Source organism: Pseudomonas sp. B10(2017) (assembly GCF_002113295.1).
GTDB lineage: Bacteria > Pseudomonadota > Gammaproteobacteria > Pseudomonadales > Pseudomonadaceae > Aquipseudomonas > Aquipseudomonas pudica.
This window is the reverse complement of the sequence record NZ_NEJU01000006.1, coordinates 39,625-56,075: the sequence shown is the minus strand read 5'-3', so window position 1 is coordinate 56,075 and position 16,451 is coordinate 39,625. Positions and strand designations below refer to the sequence as shown.

Here is a 16,451-nt window from a genome sequence, read left to right as displayed (position 1 = left end):
ACAGCGCAAACGCATCAGGACATTAGGTTCGCTCGCCTTGCTCGCACCGCTGGCGATGGCCGCTGGCAGCGGCGCGCAGGCTGCCGAGGCTTTTTCCAGCGAATCGAAGTGGATGACCGGCGACTGGGGCGGCACCCGCACCGAGCTGCTGGAAAAGGGCTATGACTTCACCCTTGATTATGTCGGTGAGGCGGCTGGCAACCTGCACGGCGGCTACAACGACGACAAGACCGCGCGCTATAGCGACCAGTTTGCCATCGGTGCGCACCTGGACCTGCAGAAAATCTTCGGCTGGCACGACGCCGAGTTCAAGCTGGCGATCACCGAGCGCAGCGGCCGCAACCTGTCCAACGACCGTATCAGCGATCCGCGCGCCGGGCAGTTCAGCTCGGTGCAGGAAGTGTGGGGCCGTGGCCAGACCTGGCGGCTGACCCAGATGTGGGTCAAGCAGAAGTACTTCGACGGCGCACTGGACGTCAAATTTGGCCGCTTCGGCGAGGGCGAGGACTTCAACAGCTTCCCCTGCGACTTCCAGAACCTGGCTTTCTGCGGCTCGCAGGTGGGCAACTGGGTCGGCGGCATCTGGTACAACTGGCCGGTCAGCCAGTGGGCGCTGCGGGTGAAATACAACATCACCCCGGAATTCTTCGTCCAGGTCGGCGCCTTCGAGCAGAACCCTTCCAACCTGGAAACCGGAAACGGCTTCAAGCTCAGCGGCAGCGGTACGAAGGGTGCGATCCTGCCGGTGGAAGCGGTGTGGTCACCCAAGGTCAACGGCCTGCCGGGCGAGTACCGCCTGGGTTACTACTACAGCACGGCCAAGGCCGACGATGTGTTCGATGACGTCAACGGCAACCCGCAGGCGCTGACGGGCGAAGCCTTCAAGTCGCACTCAAGCAAGCATGGCTGGTGGGTGGTGGCGCAGCAGCAGGTCACCGCCCATGGCGGCGACGTGAACCGTGGCCTGAGCCTGTTCGCCAACTTCACCGTGCACGACCAGGCCACCAACGTGGTCGACAACTACCAGCAGCTGGGGTTGGTCTACAAAGGCGCCTTCGACGCCCGGCCCAAGGACGACATCGGCTTCGGCGTGGCGCGCATTCATGTGAACGACGACGTGAAGAAACGCGCCGAACTGCTCAACGCCCAGAGCGGCATCAGCGATTACGACAACCCAGGCTTCGTGCCGCTGCAGCGTACCGAGTACAACGCCGAGCTCTACTACGGCTTCCACGTCACCAACTGGCTGACCGTGCGGCCCAACCTGCAGTACATCAAGAGCCCCGGCGGGGTCGATGAGGTGGACAACGCGCTGGTCGCGGGATTGAAGATTCAGTCGTCATTCTGAGAGCAATTGTTGTAAATTTACGCCAATCCACTTCGGTACCCGGCACCCACTGGCCTCCAGTGGTTGTCGGGGATAGGCCGAGACAGCGCTATCTCAAACAACAAGAGCTCTGAACCATGCCCGAACATCCGCTCCATCGCTTCTTTACCTCGCAGCGGCCCCGGCCGACATTCGAGTGGGAGCGTTACCAGCAGCGCGATGTGCTGATCATCGACCATCCCCGTTGCCAGGCGGTGTTCAGCCGCCAGGGTGCGCAACTGCTGCATTTTCAACCAGCGGGTGAACGGCCCTGGCTGTGGTGCGCCGAGCAGTGGCCCCAGGTGGGGGCGATCCGCGGTGGTGTGCCGGTGTGCTGGCCATGGTATGGCCGCCACCCCAGCGAGGACTTGTGGCCGGCCCATGGCTGGGCGCGGCTGCTCGACTGGAAGCTGGTGGACAGCCGCGAGGACGAGGAGGGGGTAACCCTGAAATGGCGGCTGGACCTGTGCGACTGGCAGGTCGACCTGCATGCCCGGCTGGGTAGCCGCATGGAGCTGAGCCTTAGCACCGAGCACCAGGACAGCGAACCCTGCCAGCTGAGCCATGCCCTGCTGGCCTACTGGCGCATCAGTGACGTGTCCGAGATAGCGCTGTCCGGGCTCGAGGATATCGAAGGCTACGACCGCCTGAACCGCCAGGCCTGCCGTGAAGATGGCGCGCTGAAACTCAAGGGCGGCTGCCAGAAGGTCTACCCCGGCACGCCGCGGGTGCAATTGCAGGACCCGGCCTGGCAGCGCGAACTTTGCATCGATACCGGTGACAGCGACGACACGGTGGTCTGGCACCCAGGCAATCGCCCGTTGATGGGCGTGACCGGGCGCGAATGCCAGCGCTTCATCTGTGTCGAGGCCGCCAGCGGCAGTGGCGAGGGCTTGAGCCTGGCGCCGGGGCAGCGTGCCCACCTGCGCCTGCAGGCGCACCGGCTCAGTTGAGCTCGTCGTCCTCGATCGGATAGCGGCTGGCGTTGAGGCTTTCCTTGATCTTGCGCAGGTGCGGCTGGAAATCCACGCCGCGCCGCAGGGTCATGCCGGTAGCCAGCACATCGAGCACGGTCAGCTGGATGATCCGTGAGGTCATCGGCATGTAGATGTCGGTGTCTTCCGGCAGCGGAATGTGCAGGCTGAGGCTGCAGGCATTGGCTAGTGGCGAACCGGCAGCGGTCAGGCCCAGCACCGAGGCGCCGTTTTCCCGGGCCAGGCGGGCCACCTCGACCAGTTCGCGGGTGCGTCCGGTGTAGGAAATGATCACGAACAGGTCGCCGGTGTGCGCCACCGAGGCCAGCATGCGCTGCATCAGCACGTCGGCGTGGGCCGACACTGCCAGGTTGAAGCGGAAGAACTTGTGCTGGGCGTCCAGCGCCACCGGGGCCGAGGCGCCCAGGCCGAAGAAGTGGATCTGCCGGGCCTGGATCATCATGTCCACGGCACGGCTGACCTGCTGCGGGTCGAGCTGCTGGCAGGCGCTGTCGAGCGAGGCGATGGCACTGGCGAAGATCTTCTGGGTGTAGGCGGCCGGGTCATCGTCAGCCTCCACCGCGCGGCTGACGTAGGCGGCGCCGCTGGCCAAGCTCTGCGCCAGCTGCAGCTTGAGCTCGGGGTAGCCGCTGACGCCGAACGAGCGGCAGAAGCGGTTGACGGTAGGTTCGCTGACCTTGGCCGCCTGAGCCAGCGCAGCGATGCTGAAACGGGTTGCTTGTTGCGGGTTGAGCAGGATGACTTCGGCGACTTTGCGTTCGGCCTTGTTCAGCTCGTCGAGGCGGCCCTGGATTTGTTCCAGGAGGTTTCGCACGCGGTCCATGGGTGTGTCCTTGGGTCGGGAAGACAGCCGGCTGTGGGAGCAGCAGGCTTTTTGCACGGTCGTCTATCGTACTGTCGGCGCGGTTGACGTACCACTTGTCTGTAACACTTGCGTGTAATGTTGTGGTTTTTACTACATTATCCCTTGAAAACCGTATGTGAAAGCGGTATTCCTAGACCAACTTTAGGAAAGAACCAACATCATGGCTGCGATCAGTGTCGAACCTTGCACCTTTGCCCTGTTTGGCGCCCTCGGCGACCTGGCATTGCGCAAGCTGTTTCCTGCGCTCTACCAGCTCGACCGGGCCAACCTGTTGCACCCGGAAACCCGCCTGCTGGCGCTGGCCCGCGAGGCCGGTAGCGCGCAGGGCCACCTGGACAGCATCGAAGCGCACCTGCGCCGGCATGTACCCGAGGCCGATATCGAGCCCGCCGCGCTGGGCCGCTTCCTCGCCAGGCTGAGTTACCAGCACCTGGACTTTCTCCAGCCCGAGGGCTACCAGGCCTTGGCTGAGCAATTGCCGGCCGAGCTGCCGCTGATCGCCTACTTCGCCACCGCTGCGGCGGTGTATGGAGCCATCTGCGAAAACCTCGACAAGGTCGGGCTGGCCGCACGCACCCGAGTGGTGCTGGAGAAGCCCATTGGCCACGACCTGGAGTCGTCGCGCCGGGTCAACGATGCCGTGGCGCGGTTCTTCCCTGAGAGCCGGGTCTATCGCATCGACCACTATCTGGGCAAGGAAACGGTGCAGAACCTGATCGCCCTGCGTTTCGCCAACAGCCTGTTCGAAACCCAGTGGAACCAGAATTCCATCTCCCATGTGGAGATCACGGTCGCCGAGAAGGTTGGTATCGAAGGCCGCTGGGGCTACTTCGACAAGGCCGGCCAGCTGCGCGACATGATCCAGAACCACCTGCTGCAGTTGCTGTGCCTGATCGCCATGGACCCGCCCAGCGAACTGTCGGCCGATGCCATCCGTGACGAGAAGGTCAAGGTACTCAAGGCCCTGGCACCGATCACGGGCGAAGGGCTGAGCACCCGTGTGGTGCGCGGCCAGTACATCGCCGGCTACAGCGATGGCAAGCCGGTGCCTGGTTACCTGGAGGAAGACAACGCCAACGCCCAGAGCGACACCGAAACCTTCGTCGCCCTGCGTGCCGACATCCGCAACTGGCGCTGGTCGGGGGTGCCGTTCTACCTGCGTACCGGCAAGCGCATGCCGCAAAAGCTGTCGCAGATCGTCATCCACTTCAAGGAAACACCGCACTACATCTTCGCCCCGGAACAGCGTTTGCAGATCGGTAACAAGCTGATCATCCGCCTGCAACCGGACGAAGGCATCTCTTTGCGGGTAATGACCAAGGAGCAGGGCCTGGACAAAGGCATGCAACTGCGCAGCGGCCCGTTGCAGCTGAATTTCTCCGATACCTGGCGCAGTGCAAGGATTCCGGATGCCTACGAGCGGCTGTTGCTCGAAGTGATGCGCGGTAACCAGAACCTGTTCGTGCGCAAGGACGAAATCGAGTATGCCTGGAAGTGGTGCGACCAGCTGATCGCCGGCTGGCGTAACGCGGGCGATGCGCCCAAGCCATACGCGGCAGGCTCCTGGGGGCCGATGAGCTCGATTGCACTGATCACACGCGATGGGAGGGCGTGGTATGGGGATATCTGAACTGAAACTGCCAGCGGCTGTGAAGGTACACGAGCTGGCGGATGCCAAGGCTCTGGCCGCAACCCAGGCCCATGACGTGGCCGAGCGCCTGCGCGCGGCCATTGCTGCCAAGGGCCAGGCCTGCGTGGTGCTGTCCGGCGGCCGCAGCCCGGTGCCGTTCCTCGAGAAGCTGGCCAGCGAAAACCTCGACTGGGCCAAGGTCACCGTCAGCCTGGCCGACGAGCGCTGGGTGCCGGTGGAGCACGCCGACAGCAACGCCGGCCTGCTGGCCCGCCACTTGTTCAAGGGCGCGGCGGCCAAGGCCCGCTTCGTTGGCCTTTACCAGCAGGCAGAGAACCTTGATGCCGCCGCGGGCAGGGCCGATGAGGTCCTGGCCGAGCTGCCGCCGATCGACGTGCTGGTGCTGGGCATGGGGGATGATGGCCATACCGCTTCGCTTTTCCCCGCCAGCCCCAACCTGGAGGCCGGCCTCGACCTGGCCAACCCTTGCCGCTGCCTGCCCTTGCTGGCACCGAGCGTACCGCACCAGCGCCTGTCGATGACCCGTTCGCTGCTGGCCAGCTCCGCCTTTACCGCGCTGTCCATACAAGGGCAGGGCAAACTCGCTACCCTGCGCGCCGCGCTGGCTGGCAACGACCTTACCGAAATGCCGATTCGCGCTTTTCTTCACGACCCCCTGGACATCTACTGGTGCCCATGAGCCAAGGATCCACAGTCATGACCACCCTCGAACGCCCACAGCCCAAGCTCTCGATGGCCGACAAAGCCGCACGGATCGACGCCATTTGCGAAAAGGCGCGCATTCTGCCGGTGATCACCATCGCCCGTGAGGAAGATATCCTGCCCCTGGCCGATGCCCTGGCCGCCGGCGGTATCCGTACCCTGGAAGTGACCTTGCGCTCGCAATATGGCCTGAAGGCCATTCAGGTGTTGCGCGAGCAGCGCCCGGAGCTTTGTGTCGGTGCCGGCACCGTGCTCGATCGCGGCATGTTCGCCGCCGTTGAAGCTGCGGGTGCGCAATTCGTCGTTACGCCAGGCATTACCCAGGACATTCTCGAAGCTGGTGTGGACAGCGAGATCCCGCTGCTGCCAGGCATCAGCACGCCGTCAGAAATCATGATGGGCTACGCCCTGGGCTACCGCCGCTTCAAGCTGTTCCCGGCGGAGATCAGCGGTGGCGTGGCGGCGATCAAGGCCTTTGGCGGCCCGTTCGGCGATATTCGTTTCTGCCCAACGGGCGGTGTGAACCCGGCCAACGTGCGCAACTACATGTCGCTGCCCAATGTCATGTGCGTGGGTGGCACCTGGATGCTCGACAGCAGCTGGATCAAGAACGGCGACTGGGCGCGGATCGAAGCGTGCAGTGCGGAAGCGATGGCACTGCTGGACGCCAACTGAATTTGTTGTGTGCTTTACGGCTTGTGGGGCGCTTGGTCGGCGCCCCTTTTTTTGCCTGGAGATCTTGCAGCGCCTGTACCGGCCCTTTCGCGGGTGAACCCGCTCCCACAGGTACTGTACAGATGCTGAGTGCAGCGCGATCCCTGTGGGAGCGGGTTCACCCGCGAAGAGGCCGGCACAGGCCAACAAAAAAGCCCGCATCAAACGATGCGGGCTTTCTCATTCATTGCGGTACGGCTCAGGCCGCCTTGGCTTCCTGCAGGCTCAGCGAGCGGTTCAGCGCACTGAACAGTGCCTTGAAGCTGGCCGTGGTGATGTTTTCATCGATACCCACGCCATGTACCGGGCGGCCGCCGGCCACGCGCAGTTCGATGTAGGCCGCAGCCTTGGCATTGGTACCGGCGCCAATGGCATGCTCGTTGTAGTCCATGATCTCCACGGCAATCGGCAGGCCGGCCACCAGCGCTTCCAGAGCGCCGTTGCCTTTGCCGCGCCAGTGCAGGGTGGTTTCGCCTTCACCGGCGACTTCCACTTCCACGGCGCTGTGGCCGTTCTCTTCCTGCAGGCGGTGGCTGACCAGCGCGTACGGGGCGTTGGCCTGGAGGTATTCCTTGTGCAGCAGGCTGTAGATCTGCTGGGCGGTCATTTCCAGGCCCAGGCGGTCGGTTTCACCCTGTACTACCTGGCTGAACTCGATCTGCATGCGGCGCGGCAGGCTGATGCCGTATTCCTGCTCGAGCAGGTAGGTGATGCCGCCTTTGCCCGACTGGCTGTTGACGCGGATTACCGCCTCGTAGCTGCGGCCGATGTCGGCCGGGTCGATCGGCAAGTAAGGCACTTCCCACAGCTCGCCTTCCTGCTGCTTGGCGAAGCCCTTGCGGATGGCGTCCTGGTGCGAGCCCGAGAACGCGGTGTGGACCAGGTCGCCCACGTATGGGTGACGTGGATGCACTGGCAGCTGGTTGCACTCTTCGACCACCTTGCGCACACCATCGATGTCGGAGAAGTCCAGCAGCGGGTCGATGCCCTGGGTGTAGAGGTTCAGCGCCAGGGTCACCAGGTCGACGTTACCGGTACGCTCGCCGTTGCCGAACAGGCAGCCTTCAGCGCGATCGGCGCCGGCCATCAGGCCCAGTTCGGTGGCGGCAATGCCGGTGCCGCGGTCGTTGTGGCAGTGCAGGCTGATGATCACGCTGTCGCGACGGCTGACATTACGGCAGAACCACTCGATCTGGTCGGCGTAGATGTTCGGGGTGGACACTTCCACTGTGGCCGGCAGGTTGAGGATGATCTTGTGCTCGGGGGTCGGGTTCCACACCTCGATGACCGCGTCGCAGACTTCCTTGGCGAATTCCAGCTCGGTGGCGCTGAAGGTTTCCGGCGAGTACTGGAAGGTCCACTGGGTTTCCGGCTGCTGGGCGGCGTACTTGACGAACAGCTTGGCCGCGTTCACCGCGATGTCCTTGACGCCTTGCTTGTCCTGGTTGAAGACGATGCGGCGGAACGACGGGCTGGTGGCGTTATACAGGTGGACGATGGCCTTCTTCGCCCCGCGCAGCGACTCGAAGGTGCGGGCGATGAGGTCTTCACGGGCCTGGGTGAGCACCTGGATGGTGGTGTCATCCGGGATGTGGCCGTCTTCGATCAGCATGCGCACGAAGTCGAAATCGGTCTGCGAAGCGGACGGGAACGAGGCTTCGATTTCCTTCACGCCAACCTGCACCAGGGTCTTCCAGAAGCGCAGTTTCTTCTCCGAATCCATCGGCTCGATCAGCGACTGGTTGCCATCACGCAGGTCGGAGCTGCACCAGATTGGCGCGGCGGTGATGGTCTTCGACGGCCAGGTACGGTCAGGCAGGTCGATGGTCGGGAAAGCGCGGTATTTCTTCGAAGGGTCTTTGAGCATGGTCATGGAAGCAATCCTTTTGTGTGCGGCCGAGATCGGGCCTGCCGAGCGATAACGAGATGAAAGGCGAGGCGACGCGATTCAGCCTGGTAGTCGGGCGCTGACCAGGCAGAGGCTGCGATGTTGTCGGAGCAGGATGAGGGTGCTGAAGGTTTTCATGCCTTCAACCCTAACCAGTGAGGTGGGGGATGGCAAGCGCTCAGGAAAAATTGAGAGGAATGCTTAAAAAAAGCTGAAAGGCGAGATTTTATCGCTGTAATTGTCAGAGTGCTTCTCTATTTTTGCGCAGTATTTTTCGATGGCGCAACACCTTGGAAGCGAGTTGACCTGCTCTGGCCTTATCGCCGGCAAGCCAGCTCCCACAGGATTACCACAGGACTCGAATCCTGCGCGGGATCTGTGGGAGCTGGCTTGCCGGCGATGCAGGCGCCGCAATCTCAGGGCTGGAACGCGCCAATGAAAATCGCCGGATCCACCCGTGCATCATTCAGGCTGACGTTCCAATGCATGTGCGGCCCTGTAGCCCGCCCGGTCGAGCCCACACGGCCTACCACCTCGCCCCGGCGCAACTGCTGCCCCACCTGCACATCGATCTTCGACATATGGCAGAACATGCTGATAAAGCCCTGCCCGTGGTCGACGAAAACCGTACGGCCATTGAAGAAGTAATCACCCACTAGAATCACCTTGCCATTGGCCGGGGTCTTGATCGGCGTGCCGGCCGGCACCGCGAAGTCCAGCCCCGCATGTGGGTTGCGTTCTTCACCGTTGAAGAAACGGCGCACGCCGAACTTGCTCGAGAGCGGGCCACTGACCGGCTTGTCGAGGATCAGGTTGCTCGGCAGGGTCGGGCTGAAGCTGCGGTATGCCTTGATCTGCTCGGCCAGCTCACGGTCGATGCGCTTGAGGTCGGCCGGGTTCGGGTTGACCTGGCGGGTGTTCTTCAGGGTGATGCGCTGTTCGGGATACTTCTTGCTGCCGACCGTGAAGGGCAGGGTACGGCCGCCCTGGCTAAGCACCGCGGTGCCGGGCTTCTGGGTCAGCGGGATGCCAACGATGGCCAGCCAGTTGTCCTGCTCTTTCACCACCAGCACCGGCTTGCCGTCGAAGCGAGCGCTGGGTGCACTGGCGGCGGGGCCGAGGTCGACCACTGCCACGCCGCCGGGTACCGGCTTGTTCAGCGTGCGGGTGATGTAGCTGGCCTGGGCGCCGCCGGCCAGCAGCAGGAGGGAAAGGGCAAGCAGGGGCGCGAGCAGGCGGGGCATGTGTCAGTCCAGAAGTGAGAGAGTGACCGGGGTCAGGTGGTTGTCTTCGACTCGCACCAACAGCTCGCCTTCGTTCAGGCGGGCGGTCAGGCGCTGGCCATTGCGGGTCTGTTCGGCGCTGCGGATGGCCTGGCCCTGTTCGTCTAGCAGGATACTGTAGCCGCGGGCGAGGGTGGCCAGCGGGCTGACCACCTGCAGCGTCTGCAACTGGGCCTGGAAGCGCTGGCGGCGGTCCTTGAGCACCTCGCGCATGGCCCGTGGCAGGCGCTCGGCCAGGCTGTCCAGGCGTTGCCCCAGCAGTTTCAGGGTGCGCCCCGGGTGTTGCGCGGCGAGGCGGGTGTCCAGGCGTGCCAGGCGCTCGTGTCGCTGGTTGAGGTTGAGCATGAATGCACGGCGCAGGCGCATGTCCAGGTCGTCCAGGCGCTGGGCCTGTTGGCGCAGGCGCTCGCCCGGATGGCGCAGGCGCCGGGTCAGCGACTCCAGGCGCAGGCGGTCGTGGGTCAGGCGGTTCTGCATGCGCAACAGCAGGCGCCGTTGCAGGCCATCCAGGCGTTGCTGCAGGCCACTGTTGTCGGGGGCCAGCAGCTCGGCAGCGGCAGAGGGTGTGGGCGCGCGCACGTCGGCGACAAAGTCGCTGATCGAGACATCGGTCTCATGGCCCACGGCGCTGACAATCGGCGTGGCACAGGCGGCCACGGCCCGCGCCACGGCTTCTTCGTTGAAGCACCACAGGTCTTCCAGCGAGCCGCCGCCCCGGGCCAGGATCAGCGCATCGAACCCGAGGCTGTCGGCCAGGCGGATGGCGCGCACGATCTGTGCAATGGCTTCTCGGCCCTGCACTGCGGTGGGGATAAGGTTCAGTTCCACCTGCGGGGCACGGCGACCGAACACACTGATGATGTCGCGGATCACTGCACCGGTGGGCGACGTAATGATGCCGATGCGCTGCGGGTGGGCTGGCAGCGGCTGCTTGCGTTCGGCGCTGAACAGCCCCTCGGCACCGAGCTTTTCCTTCAGTGCTTCGAATGCCAGGCGCAAGGCGCCATCACCAGCCGGTTCGACGGTGTCGAGAATCAGCTGGTAGTCGCCACGCCCTTCGAACAGCGAAACCTTGCCGCGTACCCGCACCGCCAGGCCGTCGCGCAGTGCCTGGCGCACCCGCGTGGCGTTTTGCCGGAACAACGCGCAACGTACCTGTGCGCCGCTGTCCTTGAGGGTGAAGTACATGTGGCCGGACGCAGGGCGGGCGAGGTTGGAAATCTCGCCTTCCACCCACACGCTGCGGAACACGTCTTCCAGCAGCACGCGGGCGCGGCCGTTGAGTTGGCTGACGGTAAGAACCTCGCGGTCCAGGCCGAGTCGTTCGAAAGGGTCTCTGATCATGGCGGGCATCATAAAGGACATCGGCCCCGGTTGTCTGTCCCGGCCCTATTCGCCGGCTTGCCGGCGATGGGGCCTTTCAGGCCTGCATCGACGTCACGAACTGGCGCACCATCGAACCTGCATCCCGCCTGCAGGCCATCGCCACAGTACTCTCACACCCTCCCTCCAGCGCCACGAAGCTGACTGAGGCTGGCGCAATCTCACGCATGCATTCCGGCAGCAATGCCACCCCAAACCCTGCCTGAATCAACTGCAACTGGGTGGTCTTGCGCGACAGAACCTGCGCCGCACGCGGGAAAAAGCCCGCCTCCATGCACATCGAGGCCGACAGATAGCTCAGCCCGCCACGGTCCCTGTGCGGAATGGAAATGAAGCGCTCTTCCCGCAGTTGTTCCAGTTTCACCTGTGGCGCGCGGGCCAAGGGATGCCCGGCGGCGACCGCCAGCAGCAGGGCTTCACTGAACACTTCATGCAGCACCACACCTTCATGCTGGCGCAGCACCGGCAAGCGCAGCAGGCCGATATCCAACCGCCCGGCAGCGATATCCTCCAGCTGCGCCTCCGACGACTGCTGGGCAATTTCCAGCGAAACCCCTGGGTTGTCGCGCAAGTAGCCGCCCAGGCGAGCCAGCAACGGGCCGGTCAGCGGTACGGTACTGGAGTGGTTCAGGCGCAGGCTGCCCTGCAGCCCTTCGCCAATGTCGCGGGTAACCCTCTCGGCCTGCGCCAGGTCGGCCAGCAAGCGCCGCGCCCGTTCCAGAAAGGCCTGGCCAGCCAATGTCAGGCGCGGCAGGCGCGCGGTGCGTTCGAACAGCGGCGTGCCCAATTGCTGCTCCAGTTCCTTGATCTGCCGGCTCAGCGCCGACTGGGCGATGTACAGCCGCTCGGCGGCAGCGCTGAAGCTGCCGCATTCGGCGATTTCCACGAAGTAACGCAATTGGCGGATCGACGTCATGTCATGCCTTTTCGAGATGAGTGTGGCAATAAACGCATATTAGTCGGCATGGCTCATGGCTGGCTAACCTTTGCCTGTCTTCCCAGGAACTGCTGCCATGCTCGTCCAACTGTCGTTTTCCGGCCTTGACTGGCTGCCCATCCTGCTTGGTGTCGGCGCTGCCTACATCGTCTTTGGCATCGCCGGTTTCGGCACCGCGCTGGTGGCCGGGCCAGTGCTGATCCACTTCATGCCGCTGTCGCGGATCATTCCGCTGCTGGTGCTGCTGGACTTCGTCGCCGCCTTCGGCAACCTGCTGCCCTCGCGCCGGGATGTCGTGCGCGGCGAGTTGCTGCGGCTGCTGCCGTTCATGGCCATTGGCTGCACGCTGGGTGTGGTATTCCTGCTACAGCTGAAGTCCGACCTGCTGCTGCTGATGATGGGCCTGTTCGTCACAGCCTATGCTCTGTACGGGCTGGCGGTGAAGGTGCGACCGGCCAGTCTGTCGGGGTTCTGGGCAATGCCGATGGGCACGGCAGGCGGGCTGTTTGGCGCCTTGTTCGGTAGCGGCGGCTTCCTTTATGCCCTGTACCTGAGCGCGCGGCTGGGGGTGAAGGAACAGGTGCGCGCTACCCAGAGCGCGCTGATTAGTTGCAGCACGGTGGTGCGTCTGACACTGTTCCTGATCGCAGGCGTCTATGCCGACCAGAACCTGCTGCTGCTCGCCGCCTGCCTGTTGCCGGTGATGCTCGTCGGCCTGTGGATAGGGCGCAGGCTGACCCACCGGCTGTCCCGCGAAGCCTTCGTGCGTCTGGTCACCTGGCTGGTGCTGGCCAGCGGCCTGGCGCTGATCGGTCGCTACCTGAGCGCCTGAGCAGGCGGTAGAATTGCGCCATTACCGCAGTTTTTTCAGGCTTGTCCCGTTCATGAACACCCAGAGCATCATCGTTCCCAAGCTGTCTACCGTCCCGGTGCACGAAGCCCGTGCCCGCGCCATCCTGCGCTGGCTGGTGCGCGAGAAAGTCGTCGAGGAACAGTTGACCACCTGTGGCCGCACCGGCAACCGCATGGGCCATGCGCTGGCCGAAGGTGCCCGCAAAGTGGCCCTGTATCCGGAGAAACTGCCTTTCGGCGAACAGGTCAACGGCCTGGAGGTGATGCTCAAGCGCTGCATCTATACCCCTACCGAAGGTTTCCTCGAAGAGGCCGGTTGCCCCGAATGCCGGCGCGAGGTGGGTGAGCCGCTGTTCGAAAGCCTGGAAGAATGGATGCCGGCGGTGAGCGACAACTTCACCTGCCCGTTGTGCGGCTTCGAAGACGACATCAATGGCTTCATTTACCTGCAGCCATGTGCCTTTTCCAACCTGGGGTTCATCTTCAACAACTGGGGCGAGGCCGGGTTCACCCAGGCCTTTCTCGACAGCTTCGCCGATTGGCTCGACCAGCCGGTGACCGTGGTACAGGTGAAACTGCCACAAGGCTGACCGAAGGCCCTTATTTTGCATTGAGCGGCGCGCCGTGCATGAGTATAATGGCGCGCTTCCATTTTTCCCGCCCGGGAGCCCCCGCGATGCTGCGTATCAGCCAAGAAGCCCTGACCTTCGACGATATCCTCCTTGTACCTGGCTATTCCGAGGTACTGCCCAATGAAGTCAGTCTCAAGACCCGTTTGACCCGCGGCATCGAGCTGAACATTCCGCTGGTTTCCGCCGCCATGGATACCGTGACCGAAGCGCGCCTGGCCATTGCCATGGCCCAGGAAGGCGGCATCGGCATCATCCACAAGAACATGACCATCGAACAGCAGGCCAGCGAAGTCCGCAAGGTCAAGAAGTTCGAGGCTGGCGTGGTCAAGGACCCGATCACCATCGACGCCGACGCCACCGTGCGCGACCTGTTCGACCTGACCCGCCTGAACAACATCTCCGGTGTTCCGGTGCTGGCGAACGGCGATCTGGTCGGCATCGTCACCTCCCGTGACGTGCGCTTCGAAAGCCGCCTGGACGCCAAGGTCCGCGAGGTGATGACCCCGAAAGAGCGTCTGGTCACCGTCCGCGAAGGCGCCGACAAGAACGAAGTCCGCGAGCTGCTGCACAAGCACCGCCTGGAAAAAGTCCTGATCGTCGACGACAAGTTCAACCTCAAGGGCATGATGACCGTCAAGGACATCGAAAAGGCCAAGGCCTACCCGCTGGCCAGCAAGGACGACCAAGGCCGCCTGCGCGTCGGCGCCGCGGTCGGCACCGGCAAGGACACCGGCGAGCGCGTTGCCGCCCTGGTAGCTGCTGGCGTTGACGTGGTGGTGGTCGACACCGCCCACGGTCACTCCAAAGGTGTGATCGACCGCGTTCGCTGGGTCAAGGAAACCTACCCGCAAGTGCAGGTGATCGGCGGCAACATCGCCACCGGCGCTGCCGCCAAGGCTCTGGCCGAGGCTGGCGCTGACGCGGTCAAGGTCGGTATCGGCCCAGGCTCGATCTGCACCACCCGTATCGTTGCCGGCGTCGGCGTGCCGCAAATCAGCGCCATCGCCAACGTTGCCGCTGCACTGGAAGGCACTGGCGTGCCGCTGATCGCCGACGGCGGCATCCGCTTCTCGGGTGACCTGTCCAAGGCCATCGTTGCCGGTGCTTCCTGCGTGATGATGGGTTCGATGTTCGCCGGTACCGAAGAGGCTCCGGGTGAAGTCGAACTGTTCCAGGGCCGTTCCTACAAGGCCTACCGTGGCATGGGCTCCCTGGGTGCCATGGCACAGGCGCAAGGCTCGTCCGACCGCTACTTCCAGGACTCCTCGGCCGGCGCCGAGAAGCTGGTACCGGAAGGCATCGAAGGCCGTGTTCCCTACAAGGGCGCCCTGGCCGCGATCATCCACCAGCTGATGGGCGGCCTGCGTTCGTCCATGGGCTACACCGGCAGCGCAACCATCGAAGAGATGCGCACCAAGCCGGAATTCGTGCGCATCACCGGTGCCGGCATGGCCGAGTCCCACGTGCATGACGTGCAGATCACCAAAGAAGCCCCTAACTACCGCGTAGGCTGAGGCTTCAAGCAATACAAGCATGCGGGGCTGTCATGACAGCCCCGCGTCGTTTCCGATTTCCACTGACGAGATTGAGTCATGGCCCTCGACATTCACGCTCACCGCATCCTGATCCTCGATTTCGGTTCCCAGTACACCCAGCTGATCGCCCGCCGCGTGCGCGAAATCGGCGTGTACTGCGAGCTGCACCCGTTCGACATGGACGATGAAGCGATCCGCGAATTCAACCCGCGCGGCATCATCCTCGCCGGCGGCCCCGAGTCGGTCCACGAAGCCAACAGCCCGCGCGCCCCGCAGGCAGTGTTCGACCTGAACGTACCAGTGCTGGGCATCTGCTACGGCATGCAGACCATGGCCGAGCAGATGGGCGGCAAGGTCGAAGGTTCCGACCTGCGTGAATTCGGTTATGCCCGCGTGGACGTGGTCGGCAAGAGCCGCCTGCTCGACGGCATCGAAGACCACATCGACGCCGACGGCGTGCTGGGCCTGGACGTGTGGATGAGCCACGGCGACAAGGTCACCCAGATGCCGGGCAACTTCCACGTGCTGGCCAGCACCCCGAGCTGCCCGATCGCCGGCATGTTCGACGACGCGCGCGGCTACTACGGCGTGCAGTTCCACCCGGAAGTGACCCACACCAAGCAGGGCGGTCGTATCCTGTCCCGCTTCGTGCAGGACATCTGCGGCTGTGAAGCCCTGTGGACTCCGTCCAACATCGTCGAAGACGCCATTGCCCAGGTGCGTGAGCAGGTCGGTTCGGCCAACGTTTTGCTGGGCCTGTCCGGCGGTGTCGACAGCTCCGTCGTTGCCGCACTGCTGCACCGCGCCATCGGCGACCAGCTGACCTGCGTATTCGTCGACAACGGCCTGCTGCGCCTGCACGAAGGCGACCAGGTGATGGCCATGTTCAAGGAGAACATGGGCGTCAAGGTCATCCGCGCCGACGCTGAAAAGCAGTTCCTCGACAACCTGGCCGGCGAAGCCGACCCGGAGAAGAAGCGCAAGATCATCGGCCGCACCTTCATCGACGTGTTCGATGCCGAAGCCAGCAAGCTGGAAAATATCCAGTTCCTCGCCCAAGGCACCATTTACCCGGACGTGATCGAATCGGCCGGTGCGAAAAGCGGCAAGGCCCACGTGATCAAGTCGCACCACAACGTCGGTGGCCTGCCGGAGGAAATGAACCTCAAGCTGGTCGAGCCGCTGCGTGAACTGTTCAAGGACGAAGTGCGCAAGATCGGCCTGGAGCTGGGCCTGCCGTACGACATGGTCTACCGCCACCCCTTCCCGGGCCCGGGCCTGGGCGTGCGTATCCTCGGTGAAGTGAAGAAGGAATACGCCGACATCCTGCGTCGTGCCGACCACATCTTCATCGAAGAGCTGCGCAAGGCCGACTGGTACCACAAGACCAGCCAGGCATTCGTGGTGTTCCAGCCGGTCAAGTCGGTTGGCGTTGTTGGCGACGGCCGTCGCTACGCCTGGGTCGTGGCACTGCGTGCCGTCGAGACCGTGGACTTCATGACCGCACGTTGGGCGCACCTGCCGTACGAACTGCTGGAAACCGTCAGCGGCCGTATCATCAACGAAATCGACGGTATCTCGCGCGTTACCTACGACGTGTCGAGCAAACCGCCAGCGACCATCGAGTGGGAATGATCCCGCCTCGCGG

14 protein-coding genes are annotated in these 16,451 nt (G+C 63.7%); 9 read left to right on the top strand and 5 right to left on the bottom strand.

Features of this window, described 5'->3' with window-relative positions; all coding sequences use genetic code 11:
* Positions 1 to 55 precede the first annotated feature (55 nt).
* Positions 56 to 1,348, top strand: a complete 1,293-nt coding sequence (locus CAF92_RS09835) for a carbohydrate porin (protein ID WP_256573721.1) — start codon at positions 56 to 58, stop codon at positions 1,346 to 1,348.
* A 116-nt stretch (positions 1,349 to 1,464) separates the two neighbouring features.
* The gene (locus tag CAF92_RS09830) at positions 1,465 to 2,319 is read left to right on the top strand and encodes a D-hexose-6-phosphate mutarotase (RefSeq protein WP_046617125.1); all 855 of its coding nucleotides are present in this window, start codon (positions 1,465 to 1,467) and stop codon (positions 2,317 to 2,319) included.
* Here CAF92_RS09830 and hexR read toward each other — a convergent pair.
* Complete coding sequence (hexR, locus tag CAF92_RS09825; RefSeq protein ID WP_169774905.1) at positions 2,312 to 3,175, bottom strand: DNA-binding transcriptional regulator HexR; 864 nt, start codon at positions 3,173 to 3,175, stop codon at positions 2,312 to 2,314. The two genes, CAF92_RS09830 and hexR, sit on opposite strands and share 8 nt — an antisense overlap.
* A 211-nt stretch (positions 3,176 to 3,386) precedes the next feature.
* Here hexR and zwf point away from each other — a divergent pair, with 211 nt between their 5' ends.
* From zwf to CAF92_RS09810, 3 genes are read left to right on the top strand one after another with little or no spacing between them, the layout of a single operon-like run.
* Positions 3,387 to 4,856: a glucose-6-phosphate dehydrogenase gene (zwf, locus tag CAF92_RS09820; RefSeq protein ID WP_046617124.1), complete on the top strand. Its 1,470-nt coding sequence runs from the start codon at positions 3,387 to 3,389 to the stop codon at positions 4,854 to 4,856.
* Positions 4,843 to 5,556 (top strand): 6-phosphogluconolactonase, encoded by a 714-nt coding sequence (gene pgl, locus CAF92_RS09815; RefSeq protein WP_085600574.1) that lies wholly within the window; start codon positions 4,843 to 4,845, stop codon positions 5,554 to 5,556. The genes zwf and pgl overlap by 14 nt, the downstream gene beginning before the upstream one ends.
* Before the next feature lie 17 nt (positions 5,557 to 5,573).
* Positions 5,574 to 6,254 carry a bifunctional 4-hydroxy-2-oxoglutarate aldolase/2-dehydro-3-deoxy-phosphogluconate aldolase gene (locus CAF92_RS09810; RefSeq protein ID WP_085600572.1) on the top strand — a complete coding sequence of 227 codons (681 nt, stop codon included), beginning with the start codon at positions 5,574 to 5,576 and terminating at the stop codon, positions 6,252 to 6,254.
* A 238-nt stretch (positions 6,255 to 6,492) separates the two neighbouring features.
* Here the strand turns inward: CAF92_RS09810 and leuA are convergent, their stop codons facing one another.
* From leuA to CAF92_RS09790, 4 genes are all read right to left on the bottom strand, one after another.
* Positions 6,493 to 8,166 (bottom strand): 2-isopropylmalate synthase, encoded by a 1,674-nt coding sequence (gene leuA / locus CAF92_RS09805; RefSeq protein WP_025337875.1) that lies wholly within the window; start codon positions 8,164 to 8,166, stop codon positions 6,493 to 6,495.
* 431 nt (positions 8,167 to 8,597) lie between these two features.
* Complete coding sequence (locus CAF92_RS09800; protein WP_025337876.1) at positions 8,598 to 9,425, bottom strand: M23 family metallopeptidase; 828 nt, start codon at positions 9,423 to 9,425, stop codon at positions 8,598 to 8,600.
* A gap of 3 nt (positions 9,426 to 9,428) precedes the next feature.
* Positions 9,429 to 10,808, bottom strand: coding sequence for an exodeoxyribonuclease VII large subunit (gene xseA, locus CAF92_RS09795; RefSeq protein ID WP_085600570.1), 1,380 nt, complete (start codon positions 10,806 to 10,808; stop codon positions 9,429 to 9,431).
* A 76-nt stretch (positions 10,809 to 10,884) separates the two neighbouring features.
* Positions 10,885 to 11,763 (bottom strand): LysR substrate-binding domain-containing protein, encoded by an 879-nt coding sequence (locus tag CAF92_RS09790; RefSeq protein WP_085600568.1) that lies wholly within the window; start codon positions 11,761 to 11,763, stop codon positions 10,885 to 10,887.
* 97 nt (positions 11,764 to 11,860) lie between these two features.
* On the opposite strand from CAF92_RS09790, the gene CAF92_RS09785 reads away from it, so the two are divergent.
* The 4 genes from CAF92_RS09785 to guaA all read left to right on the top strand — a co-directional run bounded on the left by CAF92_RS09785 (position 11,861) and on the right by guaA (position 16,438).
* Entirely contained in the window at positions 11,861 to 12,616 is a 756-nt protein-coding gene (locus CAF92_RS09785; RefSeq protein WP_085600566.1) for a sulfite exporter TauE/SafE family protein, read from the top strand.
* 52 nt (positions 12,617 to 12,668) lie between these two features.
* A complete protein-coding gene (locus CAF92_RS09780; RefSeq protein WP_046617115.1) occupies positions 12,669 to 13,226 on the top strand; it encodes a hypothetical protein in 558 nt (185 codons plus the stop codon).
* 86 nt (positions 13,227 to 13,312) lie between these two features.
* On the top strand, positions 13,313 to 14,782 hold the full coding sequence (gene guaB / locus CAF92_RS09775; protein ID WP_046617114.1) for an IMP dehydrogenase: 1,470 nt from the start codon (positions 13,313 to 13,315) through the stop codon (positions 14,780 to 14,782).
* 78 nt (positions 14,783 to 14,860) lie between these two features.
* On the top strand, positions 14,861 to 16,438 hold the full coding sequence (gene guaA / locus CAF92_RS09770) for a glutamine-hydrolyzing GMP synthase (RefSeq protein WP_013971139.1): 1,578 nt from the start codon (positions 14,861 to 14,863) through the stop codon (positions 16,436 to 16,438).
* Positions 16,439 to 16,451 lie beyond the last annotated feature (13 nt).